Raw genomic sequence first — 18,801 nt, forward strand, 5'->3', positions numbered from 1 at the left:
GACCTCGCGCGCCGCGCGGGAGCCCGAGGGCGCCGCCTACTTCCACTTGATGGCGGTGATCTCGGTGCTGATGCCGGGGGACGAGCGGATGACGACGGAGCTCATCAGCCGGTGCACGGCGCCGAGGCCGACGCCGAGCCCCTGACCGGGCATCCTCGGCGTGAGCCGCGCGGAGCTCGACGAGGACGGGCTGCGATCGCTCTTCGGACCGACCTCCTCCAGCAGCGCGATCCGCGGATCCAGGCCGGGGCCGGAGTCGCGCACGATCACCTCGACGCCCCAGCGGCCGCCGCCCGCCGCCGCCTCGTCGCGGATCGCGCGGATGCTGATGCTGCCGCCGCCGCCGTGGCGCACCGCGTTCGACACGAGCTCGGCGATCGCGATCGCGAGCTCGTGCTGCGCGCGCTCCGACAGCCCCGCCCAGCGCGCGATCTGCGCGCCCTCCGCCGCGCAGGCGAAGCGATCCTCCTCGCGCGTGACCGGGATGCTGAAGACGGGCGGGGTGCGCTGCGTCACGCCGAGGCCCTGTTGTCGCGGAGCACGGCGACGACGCACGTCGCGTCGTCGAACGACTTCTTGTGGACGTCGACGATCCGGCGCGCCATCACCTCGGGGTCGAGGTCGCGGAACGCCGCGAGATCGAAGCCGCTGGCGACGCCGTCCGAGTGCAGCAGGACGACATCGCCGGGCGAGATGGGGAAGCGGAAGCTCCGGAGCCGCCGCACGCGCCGGCCGAGGATCCCGGCGGAGCAGAAGATCGGCATGGCGGTCCGCGTGATCGCCTTCATCGCGATGTTGCCGACGCCCGAGAACTCGAGCTCGCCCGCGCTCTCGTCGATGCGCAGGAGCGCCGCGGCGGCGCCGCGCGTCGACGCGATGTGCTCGCCGGCCCCGGTCAGGAGATCCTCGAGCGGCATCGACGCGTGGTCCTCCACGTAGCGACAGAAGGCGGACGCCGCCTGCGCGGCGAGGGGCCCGTGCCCGAGCCCGTCCGCGAGGCCGATCAGCACCCAGGGAGGCTGCCGGACCACCACCGCCTCGTCGCCGGCGACCTCCTCGCCGGCGGCGACGCAGCACGCGGTCCCGATGGCGACCGTCATCCGAGGTACTTCCTGACCGTCACGGTCGTGCCCGCGCCGGGCGCCGTCTTGACGTCGAACGCATCCATGAGCGCCTTCGTTCCGCGGAGGCCCGCGCCCATGCCGTGGCGCGAGCGGTACTTGCCGCTCAGGATCTCCTGCAGGTTCGAGATCCCCGGGCCGTGGTCCTGCGCGATGATCTCGATCGCGCGCATCGGCGAGGTGAGCGAGCGGACGATGATCTGCCCGTTGCCCGCGTACCTGACGATGTTACGCCCGAGCTCGGAGATCGCCGTGACGATCTTCGTCTGCAGGACGTCGCTGACGAGGTGCTCGATGCAGAGCTCGCGGCCCGCGGACCGCGCGCGCAGCACGTCCTCCTCGTTGCGCACGTCGATCGTGATCTCGCGCGGCGCAGGGGCGGCGTGATCGAGCTCGCCGAGCTCGGTGATGCACCGATCGAGCTGCGCCTGGTCGCGGACGAACAGCTTCACCCCGCGCTTGACCTCGACGAGCAAGCGCCGGAGATCGCCCTCGCGCGCGTAGAGCGGATCGACCTTCGCCTGCCGGATGCCGCAGTCGATGACGCTCTTCCTCACCGCGGGCGAGAGGAACTGCGCCAGCACCGTCTCGATCTGATCGGTGATCGAGCGGCCGACGATCTGCGGCGTCGGGGGCGCAGGGCCGCGCGCCGACTGCGGCGAACCAGGCATGCGCGTCGAGACCGGTCCGCCGGACCGGCTCGAAGGCGGCCCCGTGGCGCCGCCGCTGGAGGGCGGTCCGTCACGAGGAGGGATCTTCATGCGACACCTCGTTCGTGAGCTCCGGCGGCATCAGGTCGTCCTCCGCGGACGGCGCGAGCATCTCGACGGCGCGCTCCAGGTTCAGCGCCGTCACGACGCCAGGGATCTCGAGATCCATCTCCACGAGGGCGATCGCGACCGCGGGGCGCAAGCCGCACACCGCCGTCCGGACGCCCATCAGCCGGGCCGTGAGCGCGATGTCACGGATGGCGCGGGTGAGATAGCTGTCGAGAATCTCGACACCGGAGAGGTCGACGATGAGGCCGCGGGGCGATCGCGCTTCGATCGACCCGGTCACGTCGTCGCGCAGCTGCTCGACCTGTCCGTCGGTGAGCCCGCCCTGCACCGAGACGATTAAATTCCCGAAGAGGCCCACGATGGGGACCCTACCCGCTTGCATCAAGTGGACGTCTCCTTCCTCGCGCTGAGCTGGAGCTGTGTCGTGTTCATGGGACCGCTGCCGGACGGGTCGAACGCGGCCTCTGGGCCGCCATGGGTGAACGCTTGTCCTGCCTGCTTCTCGTCGCCCCTGGCCGCGCCGCGGCGGCCCATGAGGGACGAGAGCGTCGGCTTCTGGCCGGCGAACGCCAGGCTCTCGCGCAGCGCGTGCTTGAGGTTGCGCGCGGCGCGCACGGTGCCGAGGTTGATGCCGAGCTCCACCATCGTCTGCGCGACCGCGGGCCGGACCCCGGTGATGCGGCACCGCGCGCCGAGCAGCTCGACGGCCTTCATCAGCTTCATGAAATGGTCCGCCGTGCGCGTGTCGATCACCTCGACGCCCGTCACGTCGATGATGACGTAGCGCGACTGGCGGCGGACGATCTCGTCGAGCAGCCGCTCCATGATCTGCGCGCTCCTGCGCGAGTCGACGACGCCGATGATCGGCAGCGCGAGGACGTCGTCCCAGAGCTCGAGGATCGGCGTCGAGATCTCGTCGATGGCATAGCGGAGCCGCTCGACGAGCTCGCTCTTCGCGCTCTCGCTCTCGACGAGGTCGCGGTTCTTCTCCTCGAGATCCTCGATGAGGCGCTTCTTCTCGGTCGCGTCGCGGAAGACCGCGACGGCGCCGGAGATCGACCCGTCCTTGCCCCGCATCGGGCTGGCGCTGACCGTCAGGAACAACCCCGACGCCGGCCCGGCCTCGGCGCGCGGCTCGACGAACGTGGGCGGCACGCGGACCGACCGCGGCTCGACGTCATCGCCCTGCGCCCCCGAGGCGGGCGCGAGGGTCGGCAGGGAGTTCCCCGCCATGGCCTGAGGCCGGCGGGCGAGCCGCGCGTCCTGCTCGGTGGGCTTCCTCGCGAAGAGCTCCACCTGGTCGACCGTCTCGCCGCGCAGCGCGCGCGCGAGGGGGTGCTCGGACACGGGCCAGGGCGTCGCCTGATCCGGGAAGAACAGCGTCGCGTCGCCGGAGCCCTGGCCGTCGCCCGACGAGACGTCGAGCGGCGCGCGGCCGAGCATGTGCTCCGCCGCCGGGTTGCGCATCAGGAGCTCGCCCTTGTCGTCCACGACGGCGACGCCGTCGGCCATGCTGTCGAGCACGAGCTTGAAGATGCCGGCCTGCCGCCGCAGCTCGTCCTCCGAGCGGGCCAGCTGCTCGCTGCGCTCGCGCGCCTCGCGCTCCGCCCGGTCGAGCTGCGCGGCCTGCTCCTTCGCCGCGCGCTCGTGCGCCTCGATCTGCTGCTCGAGCGTCGCGATGCGCTCCGTGAGCCTCGCAACCTCTTGCTGCAGAGCTTCTTCGCTCATCGCGAACTCTCCGTCCTAAGCCCGCGCTCGCCCCGCGGAGCGCCAGGCAGCGCATCTCTCCGGTGCGCAGCGCGGCGAATCTTCTTGTCCAACCGCCCGAGATCTGCGCGCCGGGAGGACGAGCCGCGCGAGCCGGACGAAGCGGCCGCGGAGCGCGCGTCGCGCTGCGCCGTCCTGTCCGTCCTTTGCACGCTCGTTACGCCCATGTCTTCTCCTCGCAGGGTGCCCTGTCCCGCCGAACGGGGATCGTGTCCAGCACCAGTCGAGAAACACAGCTTATCGCCAACCGGGCAACCCACCGTCAAGCTTCGCGTCGGCCGTTCATGTCGCTTGTGGCGCCACCGTGCACACCGCCCAGCCGAGGTAGCCCGTGTCCGCACAACCTCGCCCGTGCCTCGCGTCACAGAGGAGAGCGTCAGCGCGTGCCGCGCTGCATTGCGGTCGAGCCCGGCCGGCGCGCTCCCTGCCGCTCCGTGATCATTGGAGATGAACGGCGAGAGCGCACGTGGGGCTCCTCGCGTGGCGCGCCCTGCGCGGGTGCGCGCAGGAGCTCGCCCGGCAAACGGCGCTGAAAGATCGTCAGTCGCCGAGGCTCTGGCGCTCGCGGGCGCGGCGTCGCTTGGTCTTGCGCTTCGAGTCGGCCGGCCGCTGAGGGTCAGGCCCGCTGTCGCCGGTCGTGGGCGCGCCGGCGTCGAGCCAGCGCCACAGCGCCATCTGGTCGGCCGTCGCGCCGTGGCGGATGGCGCGCTTCAAGATCTTCTTGGCGAGCACCAGCTTGCCGCACCGGGCGAGCGCGTGGGCGTAGCTCGCGGCGATGTCGGCCTCGCCCGTCTGCGCCTCGGTGGCCTGCGCCAGGAGCGGCAGGGCGTCCTGCGGGCGGTTCAGCGCGACGTCGTAGAGGTGACCCAGGTTATGGGCGTACCACGGGTTGTCGGGCGCGATGGCCAGCGCGCGCTCGTAGGCGCGCGCGGCGTAGCGGTAGTTGCCGAGCAGCGACTGCGCCAGGCCGAGCACCGCCCACGCGCCGTCGTCTTCCTCGTGGAACTGCAGCACGCGGCGGGCGAAGAGCGCGGCGCGCCACGGGTCGTGCTCGACGCCCATCTCCGCGAGGTGGCGGTGCGCATAGAGCCACGGCTCGCTCCCGGGCACCGTCGCGCGGGCCAGGCGCGCGAGCAGCGGGAGGACCCTCTCCGCGTCGAGCTTGTCAGCAAGCGCTCGATCGATGTCCCGTCGAAGCCGGTCGATATCCTCCGCTCCACTGCGCGCCATCCCTTCCGTGATACGACCAGTGGGCGGGCTTGGCTAGCGCGTTGCGCGCCGGGAGGCGCCGCCTGGACGGCGTCGCACGCGAGCGCCCACCGACGTACGCCGGCGGGCGGTGTCTGGCGCATGCGCGGACAGCGTGGAACGTCGGCGCGGAGCCTGCGATGTCGATGCCTTGCAGCAGGCCGGCGATGCCTGGCGGCAGGCCGGCGCCGCCTGAAGGAAGGCCGGCGCTGCCTGGTGGCAGACCGGCGCCTCCTGAAGGCGGGCCGGCGCGCCGCGCGGTCAGGCGTCCTCCGCCACCTCTTCGGCGCTTGACGTGCGCTCCCGAGCCTGCTCCGCGCGCGCCTCCTTGCCCGCGATCGTCGCGCCGTTCAGCGCCCCCACGACGCGCGCGAGCTCGGCCTTCGGTACGCTGACGAACGCGTTGCGCTCGCGCACCCGGATGCGCCGGATGTCGCCCTTCGCCATCCCCGCGCGCTCGACGAGCACGCGCTGGAAATCCGCCGCGCGCGCGCCGTCGCGGCGCCCGAGGTTGATGAAGACCTCGACGAACTCGCCCTCGGGCTCGTCGCGCACGGCCGCGGCGCGGGGCGAGTCGCCGGGATCGACGCTCTCGATCTCGACCGCGGGCTCGACGGGGAGCAAGGGCGCAGGGCCGCTCGCGCGCTCGCGATCGCCGCCGCGCGACGCGGGTGAGCCAGGCGGCGGGGACGGCGGCTCACCGAGGATCGGCTCGTCGTCGCCCTCCTCCTCGGGCGGCTGCCACATGGTGAAGTCGGCGTGGCGCGAGAACGGCTGCCCCGGCGCGCCGCCGTGAGCCCTGCCCGGCGCGCCGGCGACGCCCGCCACGGCGGGGCCGCGGCGCGCCGACAGCAGCGTCGCGGCGCCCGGCCGCTCGCGCAGGCGCTCGGCCGGGCCGCGGCCCGGCCCGCCCTCGGCCCGCGGCGGCTCGATCCGCATCAGCGGCTCCGGCCGCGTGAGCGGCTCGACCGAGACGGGCCCCTCGTCGCGCGCCCTCGTCACCTCGGGCCGGCGCGGCTCGCGTGGCTCGTCGCCCGCGGGCGCGTCCGCGCCGCGAGGCCCTCGCCGCCCCTCGTCGCGACGCAGGCGCAGCGATCGACGATCGCGCTCCCGCCCGCGGTCGCGATCACCGTCTCGCGCGTCTCGATCGGCGTCGCGCGCGCCTCCGGCGGCGCGCGCGATATCGCGCTCGCTGCTGCGCTCCGTCTCGGGCGAACGCGGGTCGACGGAGTCGGCCGCGCGCGGGATCGCGTCCCGCGCCGGGCGGCCCTCGCCCCGCTCGCTCCCGCCGCGCGCCGCGGGCTCGGGCCGGGTCGACGGGACCGCGGCCTCGCGCGCCGCCGCCCGCGGCTGCTGGGCGCGCCGCGCGGCGCTCGCCTCCTCCTGCGCCGTCGGCCGCGCGCCGAGGTGGTCGCGCAGGAGGCCCGCCACGATCGCCTCGGCCTGGTCGTGCGTGAGCAGCCGGCGCGCGAGCGAGAGGTCCTCGGGGTGCGTGCCCTTCGGCAGGAACGCCTCGGCGAGCATCGACACGAGATCGGCCTCGGCGCGCGTCTTGAGCTCGCCCTCGGTGGGGAGCTGCTTCTCGAGCGGCCGGATCTTGTACGTCAGCCGGAGGATGTAGAGCGGCCCGACGTCCTGCGGCGTGATCAGCGCGATCGCGGTGCCGGTGCGCCCCGCGCGGCCGGTGCGGCCGGTGCGGTGCACGTACGCCTCGGCGTCCTGCGGGAAGTCGTAGTTGATGACGTGCGTGAGGTGCGAGATGTCGATCCCGCGCGCGGCCACGTCGGTGGCGACGAGGAAGCGCAGGCGCCCCTCGCGCGTGGCGCTCATCACCTTCTCGCGATCGGACTGCGGCAGATCGCCGTTCAGCCAGTCGGCGTCGTAGCCCTGGCGCTTCAGCGCCGCGGCGACCGCCTCGGTCTCGTCCTTCGTGTTGCAGAAGACGACCGCGTTCTCGGGGTTCTCGACCTCGAGGATGCGGATGAGCGCGGCGTGCTTGTCGCCCGTGACGAGGTAGACGAAGTGCTGGATCTGGAGGGCGCCGACCGCGTCGCCCGAGAGGGTGACGAACTCGGGCGAGCGCAGCTTGCTGCGCGCGATGCGCTCGATGTCGGGCGGGAGCGTCGCCGAGAACAGGAGCGTCTGTCGCTCCGGCGGCAGCTCGGCCAGGATCGCGGTGAGCTCGCGCTCGAAGCCCATCGAGAGCATCTCGTCGCACTCGTCGAGCACGAGCAGCCGGATGTGCTTGGCGACGATCGTCCCGCGCCGCAGGTGGTCGAGCACGCGGCCCGGCGTGCCGACGATCACCTGCGCGCCCGCGGCGAGCGCGTCGATCTGGCGCTGCATCGGCGCGCCGCCGTAGACGGCGACCACCTTGATGCCCTTGCGCTTGCCGAGGCGCTCGATCTCCGCGGAGACCTGGAGCGCGAGCTCGCGCGTCGGGCACAGCGCGAGCACCTGCGCCTGCGCGAGCGAGCGCTTGACGGCGTGGTCGACGATCGGGAGCCCGAAGGCCGCCGTCTTGCCGGTGCCGGTGCGCGCCTGCACCACCGCGTCGCGCCCGCGCGTGACCGGCTCCCACACGGCGAGCTGCACCGGCGTCGGGTGGACGTAGCCAATCTCCGCGAGCGTCTCGCGCAGCTCGGACGACAGGGGCAGCACATCGAAGGTGGGCGGCGGCTGGGGCTTTTCGCCGGTCTGCGCTTCACCCGCCACTGCGGCAGGGGGAGAAGGAACGGTCATGTCGGTCATATCGTCCTGCGTGATCGCCGCGTCGGGGAGTTATCTCGGGGATACGGGCCCAAGCTGGCCATCGACAATCGCCCGGACCCGGCGCCGCAGCGGAGCCAGATCGCCTGCCTCGCGCCGCGCTGCGTGCTCCTCCGCATAGCGGAGCCGCTCGATGGCGTCGAGAGCGCGCTCGTCCTCTGTAGAGCCCCGGCACGAGACGGCGACTCCGTCCCGGTAGGTCCACTCCGGGGCGAGCTTGCTCCGGAACCGGGCGAGGGCGGCGTCCTCCCCGTCGGTCCCGGGCGCGGCGTCCCTGGCGCGATCGACGGCGCGGACGAGCGCCAGCAGGCCCTCCTGGCAGCTCCCGTAGGGCGACGGGACGACCGGCAGGAAGAAGACCTGCCGGATGATCTGGAGGGTGCACGCCACGATGATGAGCGCGGCGACGCTGTAATAAGCGACCTGGGCAATGCGGCGGCCGAGGGCGCGAGGCCCGCGGCGCCGCCCGCGGGGCGCTCGCGCCTGGGTCCCTGGCGAGGCCGAGGCAGGGGCGATGGGCGCGGGAGCTTGGGCGGGCATGAGAGCGGAGATTCCTTGGGCGGCGGGTGGTGCGCGGGCGCTTGCGCGGCGGGCGAGCCCCTCTTCTTATCTCTCGCGAGCCGGGGAGCTACGGGGCCGGGGGCAGCCGCCGCGGGTCGGGGCTCCGCTTCCGCGGTCCCTTCCGTGCGGGCCAGTGCTATCACCTCGCCGCGGGCGCGACGAGATGCTGTTGGACCGGAGCAGCGCGAGGTGACCGAGACGACCACGGCCCTCCGCGCCCCCCGCCGCGCCGCCGCGGCGCTCTCCGCGCTGGCCCTCGCGGGGCTTTCGCCGGCCGCGTCGGCCCAGCCGCTCCAGGACAACGCGTACGCCCTCGACCTCTTCCAGGGGCCGATCCTCGCGCCGCTGCGTGTGACCGGGATCGCAGGCGCGTACGCCGGCTACGCCGAGGGGATCGCCGGGATGGTGGCCAACGCCGCGGCGCCCGCGGTCCGCGAGCCCTTCAGCTTTCGCTGGCTGGAGTGGGACGTCGCCGCGTCGATCTCGATCCCCATCGAGCTCTTCGAGAACAACGACTTCGACAACAGCGGCGCCATCGACCTCGACTACTCGAACTTCGTGTACCTGACGCTCGGCGGCCAGCTCCAGGCGGGCGATTTCGGCGTCGGGGTCAACGCCGAGCTGCAGCAGTACTCGCTCACGGACGCCGCCGGCGGCACGACCACGGTCGTGACCGGCAAGTACCACTTCCTGGGCGGAGTCCGCCTGCTCGGCGACGCGCTCGTGGTGGGCGCCGGCGCGCGCGCGGTGACGCTCGGCCTCGGCGCCGAGCAGACCGACCTGACCATCGCGGGCATCTCGCCGGAGGTCGGCGTGCTCATCCGGCCCGACTGGGCGTCATACCGGCTCGGCGCCACGTTCCGGCTGCCGGTGAACGGAGGGAGGCTGCTCGGCGAGGGCGTGGTCGTGGACCGCGGGGTCCGGCGTGCCGGCGGGCTGATCCTGCCGAACGAGGTCGTCCTGCCCTGGGAGATCGAGCTCGGGCTCGCCGTGCAGGTCGGCCCGCGCCCGCTCAACCCGGCGTGGATCAACCCGCGCGCTCAGGAGCGCGAGCTCCAGGAGATGATCGCGCGCCGGCGATCCGAGCGGGAAGCGCGGCGGGAGTTCGAGCTCCGCGCGATCGCCGATCCGGAGGAGCGCGCCGCGCGCGAGCGCGCCTTCTCGGCGGAGCGCGCGCGCGAGCGCGCCGCGGACGAGCGGGAGCTCGCCGCGGGGCCGGACATCCTCGAGCGGGAGCGCCGCGCGCGCTACTGGAACTGGCCGCGCGAGCACCTGCTCATCACGGCGGAGCTCCTCGTCACGGGCGCCGTGGCGAACGGGGTGAGCCTGGAGCACTTCCTGGCGCAGAACCAGCCGGGCAGCGACCGCGGCGACTCGACGTCGGGCGCGCACGTGAGCTTCTCGCCGCGGTTCGGGATCGAGACGGAGCCGATCCCCGGCCGCGTGCACACGCGGTTCGGCAGCTACTACGAGCCGAACCGCTTCGGGCGCCTGGGGAGCGGGCGCGTGGGGCGGCAGCACTTCACGTTCGGCGCGGACCTCCGCGTGCTGTCGACGACCTTCTGGGGGCTGCTCCCCGAGGTCGCGTACACGCTGCAGGCGTCGATGGACTTCGCGCCCCGCTACGACAGCGTGAGCGCCGGCATCGGCGTCTGGCACTGAGCGCCGCGCTCCCGCGGGGCGCGCGGGCGTCGCTCGCCCGCCGCCGCGCCGCCGCTCAGGCGGAGAGCGGGCCGCGGGGGTGCTCGGCGAGGAGCGTGCGCAGGTGGCTCAGCCGGGCGGGGTCGCGCTTTCCGAACTCGTCGAGCGCCGCGGCGACCGCGACCGGGGCGCCGCCGCGGGGCTCCTTCCGGAGCGCCCTCGCCGCCAGCGCGAGCGCGCGCGGGCGCAGCACCTCCTCGATGCGGAGCCGCACGGGCGGCGGCCGCCGCGCGGCGTCCCGGTAGCCCCCCGGCCGCGCGGGCTCCGCGATCGGCGCGAGGCCGTCCGCCTTGGCCTGCAGCGCCGAGAGGATCTCGCGCTCGAGCGCGCTGCCCTCCTCGCGATCGCTGGCGCGCTCGATCGTGAAGACGGTGTGGGGGGCGCCGCGCCGCGCGACGCCGAGCCAGTCCTTGCGCCAGCGCACCGCCGTCGCCCGGCTGATGGTCGCCTCGCCGCGCGCGACGAGGCCCGTGAAGGCGCTGAGCATCAGCACCTCGAACGGCGAGAACGCGTCGCCGCCCCTCGCCCCCGCGATGCGCGAGAGGTTCGCGGCGACGACGGGGAGCCCCGCCTCGATCGCGTCCGAGGAGCAGAAGAGCGTCGAGCCCGCGCTCGTCGGCTCGAACTCCTCGAGGCACACGCCCTCGCCGGCGCCGTACCACCCGAACAGCGTGCTCACGGTGCCCCATCGCGCGCCGTCGGCGGAGCAGTAGGCCCACGTGGTGCCCCAGAGCTCGAACAGCGAGCGCACGATCCACCGCGAGAGCTTCACGCTGAGCGCCAGGATCGCGGCGAACAGCGCCGCGCCCGCGAGGGAGCCGTCCGCGGACCCGGCCAGGCCCGTCAGGAGCAGCATGTAGAGCGCCGTGTATGCCAGCAGCAAGCAGCTCGTGATCGCGCTCAGGAACAGCTCGATCTTCGGCGACGCGCCGTGCTGCTCGGATCGGCGCCACACGGCGCGGTGAGGCGGCGCGCCGCAGCGCGCGCACGGGTCCGCGGCGCCGCATCGCCGCCGCTTTCCGCAGCCGAGGCAGATGTCGTTCGGGGGCAACCGGCTTGGCATCGAGGGTCCAGAATAGTGGCGCATCCGCGTTCCGTCGCCACGAGTTGGCCCGCCGCGCGGTCGCGCCGCCCACGGTTTCGCACACGCGCGCAGGCCTGGACCGTGGCCTGCTTGGCTTCGGGCTTGTCGTCGCGCGCTGGACATCGCATCGAGTCGCGCATGCCCCGTCCCCGGCTCTGCATGGTCGCTCTCCGCACCCTCGCCTTCCTCGCCCTGCATCAAGGGATAGCGCTCGCGCAGCCGGCGCCCCCGCCGGCGCAGCAGCCTCAGCGGCGACCCGGGCAGCAGCCCCCCGCGGCGGCGACGGCGGCAGCCCCGACGGCGGCGGCGCCCGCGGCCACGCCGGCGCTGCAGCGCATCGAGGTGAACGACCCGGCCCTCGCGCCCGTCCCGCCGCCGGCGCGCACGCTCACGAGCTGGAACGAGGCGCGCGCGATCATCGATCAGCGCTCGGTCGATCTCGTCATCGCCGTGCAGGAGGTCGCCCGCGCCGAGGGCATCGCGCGGCGGGCGCTCGCCGCGGCGCTGCCGAGCCTCGACGCGAGGGGCAGCCTCACCCACCGCCTGGCGGGCGACCAGACCACGGTGGGTTTACCGGCGGATCCGGATCCGACGGTCCCGAGCACCTCGCGCTCCGATCTCTTTCCGACCAACGCCTCGGCGTCGCTGACGCTCAGCCAGCCGATCCTCGCCCCGCGCGCGTGGTACGGCATCGGCACCGCCAACCTGTCGGTCGAGGTCGCCAAGCTGAGCCTGGAGGATCGCCGCCGTATCACGATCGGCGCGGTCGCGGACGCCGTCGTCTCGATCGTCACGGCCGAGCGGGTCAGCGAGGTCAACCGGGTCGGGCTGCGGAGCGCGCTCGAGCGGCTCGAGCTCACGCGGCGGCGCGAGCGCCTCGGCACCGGCACGAAGCTCGACGTCGTGCGCGCGGAGCAGGACGTCGCGCTCGCCCGCGCGACGCTCGTCACCGGCGACGAGTCGCTGCGCAGGGCGCGCGAGGCGCTCGGGGCGGTGCTGGGCGAGCGCGGCGAGGTCGGCGTCCCGCAGACCTTCTCGCTCAACGGGATCGCGGCGGAGATGCAGTCGCAGTGCGCAAAGGGGCGCTCGGATCAGCGCGCCGACGTCCGCGCGGCCCGGGCCGAGCTGGAGATCGCCGAGCGCAACCTCACCGACGCGAAGCTCGCGTTCGCCCCGTACGCCGAGCTGTCGAGCACGCTGCAGGGCCAGACGGGGTTCGGGAACGATCAGGGGATCAGCACGCGGTCGTGGGAGTGGTCCATCAGCGCCGTGCTCACCATCCCGATCTGGGACGGCGGCGCGCGCTACGGCGATCTCCGGGTGAACCGGGCCCTTGTCGAGCAGCAGCGGGCGCGCATCGGCCTGGCGGAGCGCGCGGCCGAGCTCGATACGTCGCAGGCGGTGCGGGGCGTCGCGGTCGCCGAGCAGGCGCGGGCGGTCGCCGAGCAGGCGCGCGACCTCGCGCGCGAGACAGCGCGCCTCACGCAGGTCGCGTTCGAGGCCGGCACCGTGACGAGCTTCGATCTGGTCGAGTCCGGCCGCAGGCAGCGCGAGGCCGAGATCGACCTCGCGGTGCGGGAGTTCGAGGTGGTCAGGGCGAAGATCACGGCGCTGCTCGCGTCCGCCTCGTGCAAGTGATGTGCAAGTGATGCCTGCGGTGACGGACGCGGCGGGCGCGGCCGCGCGCGTCGCGATGCGCGGTAACCCGCGCAACGCTCGAGCAATGCACGAGCGAGCGATGAGCGCCGCGCCCCGCTCGCCTGGGGGTTGTGCCGAGCGACCGCGCGAGTAGGCTACGCGCCCCATGGAGCGGCTCGAGAGCTACGTCGAAGGGCAGTGGAGCGCCGGTCGGGGAGCGCCGCACACGCTCGTCAACCCGGCGACGGAGGAGCCGCTCGCCGAGACGAGCACGGACGGGCTCGACCTCGCGGCCGCCGTGGCGTTCGCGCGGTCCGAGGGCGGCCCCGCGCTCCGCGCGCTCACGTTCGCCGAGCGCGGCGAGCTGCTCCGCGCCATGTCGCGCGCCGCGCACGCGCGCCGCGACGCGCTCCTCGATGTCGCCATCCAGAACGGCGGCAACACCCGCGGGGACGCCAAGTTCGACATCGACGGCGCGATCGGCACGCTCGCCTACTACGCCGACCTCGGTGCCCAGCTCGGCGACGCGCGGCTCCTCGCCGACGGCGAGGGCGTGCAGCTCGGGCGCTCGCCGCGCTTCTTCGGCCAGCACATCCTGGTGCCGCGCCCGGGCGTGGCGGTGCACATCAACGCCTTCAATTTCCCCGCGTGGGGGCTCGCGGAGAAGGCCGCCTGCGCGCTCCTCGCGGGCATGCCCGTCATCACGAAGCCCGCGACGAGCACGGCGCTCGTCGCGTTCCGGCTGATGAAGATCTTCACCGAGAGCGCCCCGCTGCCGCGCGGCGCGCTCTCGTTCGTCGCCGGCCCGCCGGGCGATCTCCTCGATCACCTCGGCGGCGACGACGTCCTCGCCTTCACCGGCTCGAGCGCCATCGGCGCGGCGCTCCGGCTGCTGCCGGGCCTCGCGCGCGAGAGCGTCCGCGTGAACGTCGAGGCCGACAGCCTGAACGGCGCGGTCCTCGGCCTCGACGCCGCCCCGGGCTCCGAGACGTACGCGATGTTCCTGCGCGACGTCGTGCGCGACATGACCCAGAAGGCCGGCCAGAAGTGCACGGCGATCCGGCGCATCTTCGTGCCCGCGTCAGTCCTCGCCACGGTGCGCGACGACCTCGTCGACCGCCTCCGCGACGCGCGGGTCGGCGATCCGGCGCAGGACGGCGTCACAGTGGGTCCGCTCACCACAGCCGACCAGCTCCGCGGCGTGCGCGCGGGCATCGAGCGGCTCGCGGCGGACGCGACGGTGGCGCTCGGCGGCACCGGGCCCTTCGAGAAGATCGGGGTGCCCGACGGAAAGGGGTACTTCGTGCCGCCGACGTTGATCGTGGCCGGCGGCCCCGACGGCGCCCCCGCCGCGCACGAGCACGAGGTGTTCGGCCCGGTCGCGACGCTCTTCCCTTACGACGGCGGGGCGGCGCACGCGGTGGCGCTGCTGCGCCGCGGGCGCGGGAGCCTCGTCTGCGCGGTCTACAGCGACGACCGCGGCTTCGCGGCGGAGGTGCTGCTCGGCGTCGCGCCGTACCACGGCCGCGTCCTGCTCGGCAGCGAGCGGATCGCCGATCAGGCGCCGGGCCCCGGCACCGTCCTGCCGCAGACGATCCACGGCGGGCCGGGCCGCGCCGGCGGCGGCGAGGAGCTCGGCGGCCTGCGCGGGCTCCACTTCTACTCGCAGCGCACCGCGGTGCAGGGGTCACGGCCGATCCTGGAGGCGATCCTCGGGACGAAGGCGGAGCCCCGGCCCGCGCCGGCGAAGCCGTAGATCGCGATGGCCTTGGTAGCTCTCCAAGAGGACTCTATGGTGAAGTCTCGCTCATGAGCGCGGGCCCGCAACTCATCGGCCGGACGATCGCAGGCCGCTTCCACATCACGGGCTTCATCGGCGAGGGCGCGATGGCGGCTGTCTACCGCGGCGTGCAGGACGCGGAGCCGCGCGACGTCGCCATCAAGATCATGCACCCGCAGCTCCTCGGCGACGCGACGTTCGTGACGCGCTTCCACCGGGAGGCCAAGGCGGCGTCGCGCCTGCGCCACCCGAACACGGTGCAGATCGTCGACTCCGGGGTCGAAGGGCACCTGCCCTACATCGTGATGGAGCTCGTCTCGGGGCAGGACCTCTTCGAGCTCCTGCTCGCCGAGCGCCGCCTCTCCGAGGCGCGCGCCGCGCGGATCCTGATCGGCATCACCGACGCGCTCGCCGCCGCGCACGAGCGGAACATCGTGCACCGCGATCTCAAGCCCGAGAACGTGATGATCCTGCGGGATCCCGCGGATCCGTCGGTCGAGCGCGTGAAGGTGCTCGACTTCGGGATCGCGAAGATGGTCGAGGGGGGCACGCGGGCCGGCGACGACGGGCCGAACAGCGCGCCCATCAGCGTGTGGGGCTCGGTCACCACGGTGGGCGTGGTCGTCGGCACGCCGGCGTACATGTCCCCGGAGCAGTGCCGGGGCGACGCCATCGACGGGCGCAGCGACGTGTACGCGTGCGGGGTCCTGCTCTTCCTGCTCCTGACGGGCCGGCTCCCCTTCCCGCCCACGGACGTCGTGTGGCAGGTGGCGATGGATCACATCCGGAAGCGGCCGCCCGCGCCGAGCCTGTTCGTCCCGCAGATCCACCCCGGCCTCGAGTCGATCATCCTCACGGCGCTCGCGAAGCTGCCGGGACAGCGGCAGCAGACCGCGCGCGACCTGCGCGACGAGCTCGAGCGGCTCCTGCCGCACCTGTCGGAGGCGCTGCTCCCCGCCGCGTCGGCGAGCGCGCCCGAGGACGCGCCGACCATCGAGTCGGCGATGCCGGTGTCGATCCGCAGCACGATGACCGCGGCGCCGCCGCTGCGCGAGATCGACGTGCCGCCGCCGCCGCCGGCGCAGCGCGGCGAGGTGCTCGCGAAGGCCATGTTCCGCGAGGGCGCGCTGTCGGAGGGGCCGCCGTCGAGCGCGATCTCGTCGCGCGCCGCGGCGCTGCCCGGCGGCCACGGGCACGACGCGCTGGCCGGGCCGACGTCGGAGGAGTTCTCGCGCACGCTCCCGCAGGCGCGGATCAACGTCCCTTCGAGCGACCCGCCGTCGAGCGACATCGTGATCCGCGACCGCAAGGATTTCCCGCCGCTCTTCCCCGCCGCGGGCGCCCGCGCGCCGTCCCCCCGGCCGGCCGCGCCGCAGGCCGCCGCCCCGCTGCCGCGGCCACCCGCGCTGCCCACGGTCGAGGGCGCGCCGGCGCTCCTGGTCCGGCGCGACCGCCGGCCGCCGGCCCACGCGACGGACATTTGGCTCGTCCGGCTCGTGGTGCCGATCGCGATCCTGATCGGGCTGGCGCTCGGGGTGATCGCGTTCTTCCTGAGCCGCTGACGCCTCGCGGCCTCGCACGGGCCGGGGCGCAGAGGCGGCCGCTCAGCTGTCGGCCGGCGCCGCGGGCGCCTCGAAGGCGACGCGCAGCGCCAGCGCGCGCTGCTCGATCGCCGCCGAGGCCGGCGGCGGCACCGGCGCCTCCGCCTCGGCCGACAGCGCCATCGCGAAGGCGTCGATCGCGGCCTCGACAACGCCCTCGATCGGGCGCGCCGCGAGCTCGTCGGGCGCGTCGTGCACCGCCACCATGCCCATCAGCACCGCGCGCACGTGGGCCGCCGCCCGCGGCGACGGCTCGGCGTCTTCGCCCCGCGCGGCGCGGCCCCCCGCGTCCCCGCCCGCGTGGGCCGCGTGGGCCGCCGCCCTCGCGATCTCGGCGGAGAGCGGCCAGCTCAGGCGCGCCACGAGCCGCTCCTGCACGTAGGCGCGGACGCCGGCGTCCGTGCGCTTGCGCTCCTCGGGCAGCGCCGCGATCGGGCGCAGGTCCGCCGCGAGCTCCCGGCGCGCGGGCTCGAGCGCCTTGTCGATCACCGCGGCGATCGTGCGCCGCTCGCGGCGCAGGTACGCCGCGCTCGCGCGCAGCCGGTCGGCCTCGGCGCGCGCGCGGCGCACGGCCTCCCGGTCCTCCGCGGCGCGCGCGGAGGCCGCCTGGGCGAGCTCGACCGCGATGCGGCCCGCCTTGCGCCGGAGCGCGCGCTCGCGGAGCGCCTCGCTCGCGTCGACGATCTGCTCGGCGAAGAGCGCCTCGACCTCGGCCCACCCCGACGCCGCGAGCGCCGCCTCGTCGCCGAGCCGCCCCCTGAGCGAGAGCCGCGCCGAGAAGGCGATCGGCGGCGCGAGCGAGGCGATGGCGCTCGCCGCGAGGCTGTCGCGCACGTGCGCGAGCACCGTCTCCAGGGCGTCCGGCTTGAGCCGGTCGGCCTTGTTCGCGAGGATCTGCACGGGCACGCCGAGCGCGCTGATCTCGGAGAGCACGCGGCGCTCCGACTCCTTCATCGCCTGCGGCGCGTCGAGCAGCCAGAGGGCGACGTGGGCCTCGTCGAACGCCCGCCGCGCCTCGGCGATGTGGTCGGGGTCCGGCGCGTTGAAGCCGGGCGTGTCGAGGATTTCGACGCGCTTCAGCCGCTCGATCGGCGCGTAGATGAAGACGCGCGCGACCTTGTCGCCGGCCGCGGCGAGGGCGCGCAGCGTGTCCTTCAGCGCCGCGTGCGGCACGACGCGGTCCTGGCCGCCGCGCACGACGATGCGCGCGAACGGATCGGGCGCCCAGGCGACCCAGTGGAGCGTCGCGGTCGTCGGCAGCACGCCGGTCGGCGCCACGTCCTCGCCGAGCAGCGCGTTCAGGAAGGTGCTCTTGCCGGCGTTGAACTCGCCGACCACGGCGGCGCGGAGCGGGCGCTCCCGCTCGACGGCGAGCGCCTCGGTCCCCGCGAGCAGGTCGAGCCGGTCGAGGAGCTTGGCCGTGCGCGCGAGCTCGCGCAGCACGTCGCCCCAGGCGGCGGGGCGGGGCGCGGCGCCGCCCTCCGCGGGGGGGATCCACCCGCGCAGGATCGAGCGGCGGATGTCCTCGGCCCACGCCGCGCCCTCGCCGGTCACCGCGTCGAGCGCGTCGAGCGCCTTGCTCCCCTGCCCCTCGGACGCCATCGTCGCGGCGTCGCGCAGCCGGACGAGGTCGGGCGAGAGCGGCGGCGCCGTCGCGCCGCGCGTATCCTCGCCCGCCGCCCGCGCGGCGAGCGCGTCGAGCGCGCCGAGGTCGCGCGTCTCGACGGCCATGCGGAGCAGCGCCGCCGCGGCCGCGCGGTCGCCGGCGGAGAGGCCGCGCGCGAGCGCGCGCCGCGCGTCGTCGCGCCGCCCCTCGGCGAACGCGAACGCGGCGGCCCAGGTCGGCTCGTCGAGCGCGCCCGCGGCGCGGACGACGCGGCGCACGCGATCGACGACGAGCACGTCGCGGGAGGCGGCGACGAGCGCGGCGCAGAGCTCCGCCGCGCCGGGGACGTCGAGCACGAGCGCGCGGAGCCCGAGGTCGAGCGCGCGCGCCACGACGGCGGGCGGCGGCGCCCCCGCGGAGGGCCCCGCCGCGGCGCTCGCCTCGGCGAGCGCGAGCTGGGCGAGGACGAGGGCGGCGCGCCCCTCGATGGCGGCGGGCTCGCCCAGGATCTCCGCGGCGGCGCGCGCGCCGTCGAGGTCGCCGCGCGCCAGCGCGCACGCGGCGCGGCGGAGGGCGGCGTCGCGGTCGGGCACGGTCGAGAGCGGCGCCGGGATGCGGTCGAGCCAGCGCTGCGCGCGCGCCGGATCGCCGGCGGCGAGGTCGAGGTCGCAGAGGTCGAGCAGCGCGAGGCGCGCCGCGTCGCGCTCCTCCGGGGCCGACGCGGCCCGCTCGAGCGCGTCGCGCGCGCCCTCCCAGCCGACGCGCTGCCCCGCGCGCCCGAGGCGGAGCCACACGTCGGCGCGCCAGGGCACGCGCTTCGAGAGGTCCGCGAGCGCGGTGACGACCTCCTCGTCGAGCCAGGCCTCCTCTGCGGCGTCGGCCCAGAGCGCGAGCCCGACGGCCGAGTCGGGCAGCACGGAGAGGATGGTGCGGGCGTGCTCGCGGGCGTCGAGCGGCATGCCCTTCCCGAGCGCGGCCTCGGCGGCGCTGCGCTCGTTCTCGAGGCCGAGCGCGAGGATCTCGACCCGCCCGAAGAATCGATTCAGCGCCTCGACGAGCCTCGCCATGGCCCGGATGAAAGCCCCGGGAGAGGGCGGTCGTCCAAGAAAATCGGCCCGGTCGAGGGCGCGCGCTTGTTTGGTAGAG

The 18,801-nt window shown here is 74.8% G+C and carries 14 protein-coding genes; 4 read left to right on the plus strand and 10 right to left on the minus strand.

Annotation, left to right across the window (positions count from 1 at the left end):
* Positions 1-36 precede the first annotated feature (36 nt).
* From WME76_RS14950 to WME76_RS14985, 8 genes are all read right to left on the minus strand, one after another.
* The gene (locus tag WME76_RS14950) at positions 37-516 is read right to left on the minus strand and encodes an ATP-binding protein (RefSeq protein WP_433936834.1); all 480 of its coding nucleotides are present in this window, start codon (positions 514-516) and stop codon (positions 37-39) included.
* Positions 513-1,100, minus strand: a complete 588-nt coding sequence (locus WME76_RS14955; protein WP_433936835.1) for a SpoIIE family protein phosphatase — start codon at positions 1,098-1,100, stop codon at positions 513-515. Before WME76_RS14955 ends, WME76_RS14950 begins: the two co-directional genes overlap by 4 nt.
* Positions 1,097-1,882, minus strand: a complete 786-nt coding sequence (locus WME76_RS14960; RefSeq protein WP_233562579.1) for an anti-sigma regulatory factor — start codon at positions 1,880-1,882, stop codon at positions 1,097-1,099. Before WME76_RS14960 ends, WME76_RS14955 begins: the two co-directional genes overlap by 4 nt.
* On the minus strand, positions 1,863-2,258 hold the full coding sequence (locus WME76_RS14965) for an STAS domain-containing protein (RefSeq protein WP_433936837.1): 396 nt from the start codon (positions 2,256-2,258) through the stop codon (positions 1,863-1,865). Before WME76_RS14965 ends, WME76_RS14960 begins: the two co-directional genes overlap by 20 nt.
* Before the next feature lie 23 nt (positions 2,259-2,281).
* On the minus strand, positions 2,282-3,628 hold the full coding sequence (locus WME76_RS14970; protein WP_437960795.1) for an STAS domain-containing protein: 1,347 nt from the start codon (positions 3,626-3,628) through the stop codon (positions 2,282-2,284).
* A 579-nt stretch (positions 3,629-4,207) separates the two neighbouring features.
* Positions 4,208-4,897, minus strand: a complete 690-nt coding sequence (locus WME76_RS14975) for a hypothetical protein (protein ID WP_437960796.1) — start codon at positions 4,895-4,897, stop codon at positions 4,208-4,210.
* A gap of 279 nt (positions 4,898-5,176) precedes the next feature.
* Positions 5,177-7,657, minus strand: coding sequence for a DEAD/DEAH box helicase (locus WME76_RS14980; protein WP_437960797.1), 2,481 nt, complete (start codon positions 7,655-7,657; stop codon positions 5,177-5,179).
* A gap of 39 nt (positions 7,658-7,696) precedes the next feature.
* Positions 7,697-8,224 (minus strand): hypothetical protein, encoded by a 528-nt coding sequence (locus WME76_RS14985; protein ID WP_437960798.1) that lies wholly within the window; start codon positions 8,222-8,224, stop codon positions 7,697-7,699.
* A gap of 210 nt (positions 8,225-8,434) precedes the next feature.
* Between WME76_RS14985 and WME76_RS14990 the strand changes: the two genes are divergently transcribed.
* The gene (locus WME76_RS14990; protein WP_437960799.1) at positions 8,435-9,907 is read left to right on the plus strand and encodes a hypothetical protein; all 1,473 of its coding nucleotides are present in this window, start codon (positions 8,435-8,437) and stop codon (positions 9,905-9,907) included.
* Positions 9,908-9,962: 55 nt separating this feature from the next.
* On the opposite strand, the gene WME76_RS14995 is transcribed toward WME76_RS14990, so the two are convergent.
* Positions 9,963-10,997 carry a hypothetical protein gene (locus WME76_RS14995; protein ID WP_437960800.1) on the minus strand — a complete coding sequence of 345 codons (1,035 nt, stop codon included), beginning with the start codon at positions 10,995-10,997 and terminating at the stop codon, positions 9,963-9,965.
* Positions 10,998-11,168: 171 nt separating this feature from the next.
* On the opposite strand from WME76_RS14995, the gene WME76_RS15000 reads away from it, so the two are divergent.
* The 3 genes from WME76_RS15000 (at position 11,169) to WME76_RS15010 (ending at position 16,010) form a co-directional block, all read left to right on the plus strand.
* Complete coding sequence (locus WME76_RS15000) at positions 11,169-12,668, plus strand: TolC family protein (RefSeq protein WP_437960801.1); 1,500 nt, start codon at positions 11,169-11,171, stop codon at positions 12,666-12,668.
* A 166-nt stretch (positions 12,669-12,834) separates the two neighbouring features.
* On the plus strand, positions 12,835-14,424 hold the full coding sequence (locus WME76_RS15005; protein WP_437960802.1) for a 3,4-dehydroadipyl-CoA semialdehyde dehydrogenase: 1,590 nt from the start codon (positions 12,835-12,837) through the stop codon (positions 14,422-14,424).
* A 53-nt stretch (positions 14,425-14,477) separates the two neighbouring features.
* Positions 14,478-16,010 carry a protein kinase domain-containing protein gene (locus WME76_RS15010; RefSeq protein ID WP_437960803.1) on the plus strand — a complete coding sequence of 511 codons (1,533 nt, stop codon included), beginning with the start codon at positions 14,478-14,480 and terminating at the stop codon, positions 16,008-16,010.
* A 42-nt stretch (positions 16,011-16,052) separates the two neighbouring features.
* Here the strand turns inward: WME76_RS15010 and WME76_RS15015 are convergent, their stop codons facing one another.
* On the minus strand, positions 16,053-18,722 hold the full coding sequence (locus tag WME76_RS15015; protein ID WP_437960804.1) for a dynamin family protein: 2,670 nt from the start codon (positions 18,720-18,722) through the stop codon (positions 16,053-16,055).
* Positions 18,723-18,801 lie beyond the last annotated feature (79 nt).

It is taken from the genome of Sorangium sp. So ce119 (assembly GCF_051524405.1).
Taxonomy (GTDB): domain Bacteria; phylum Myxococcota_A; class Polyangia; order Polyangiales; family Polyangiaceae; genus Sorangium; species Sorangium cellulosum_G.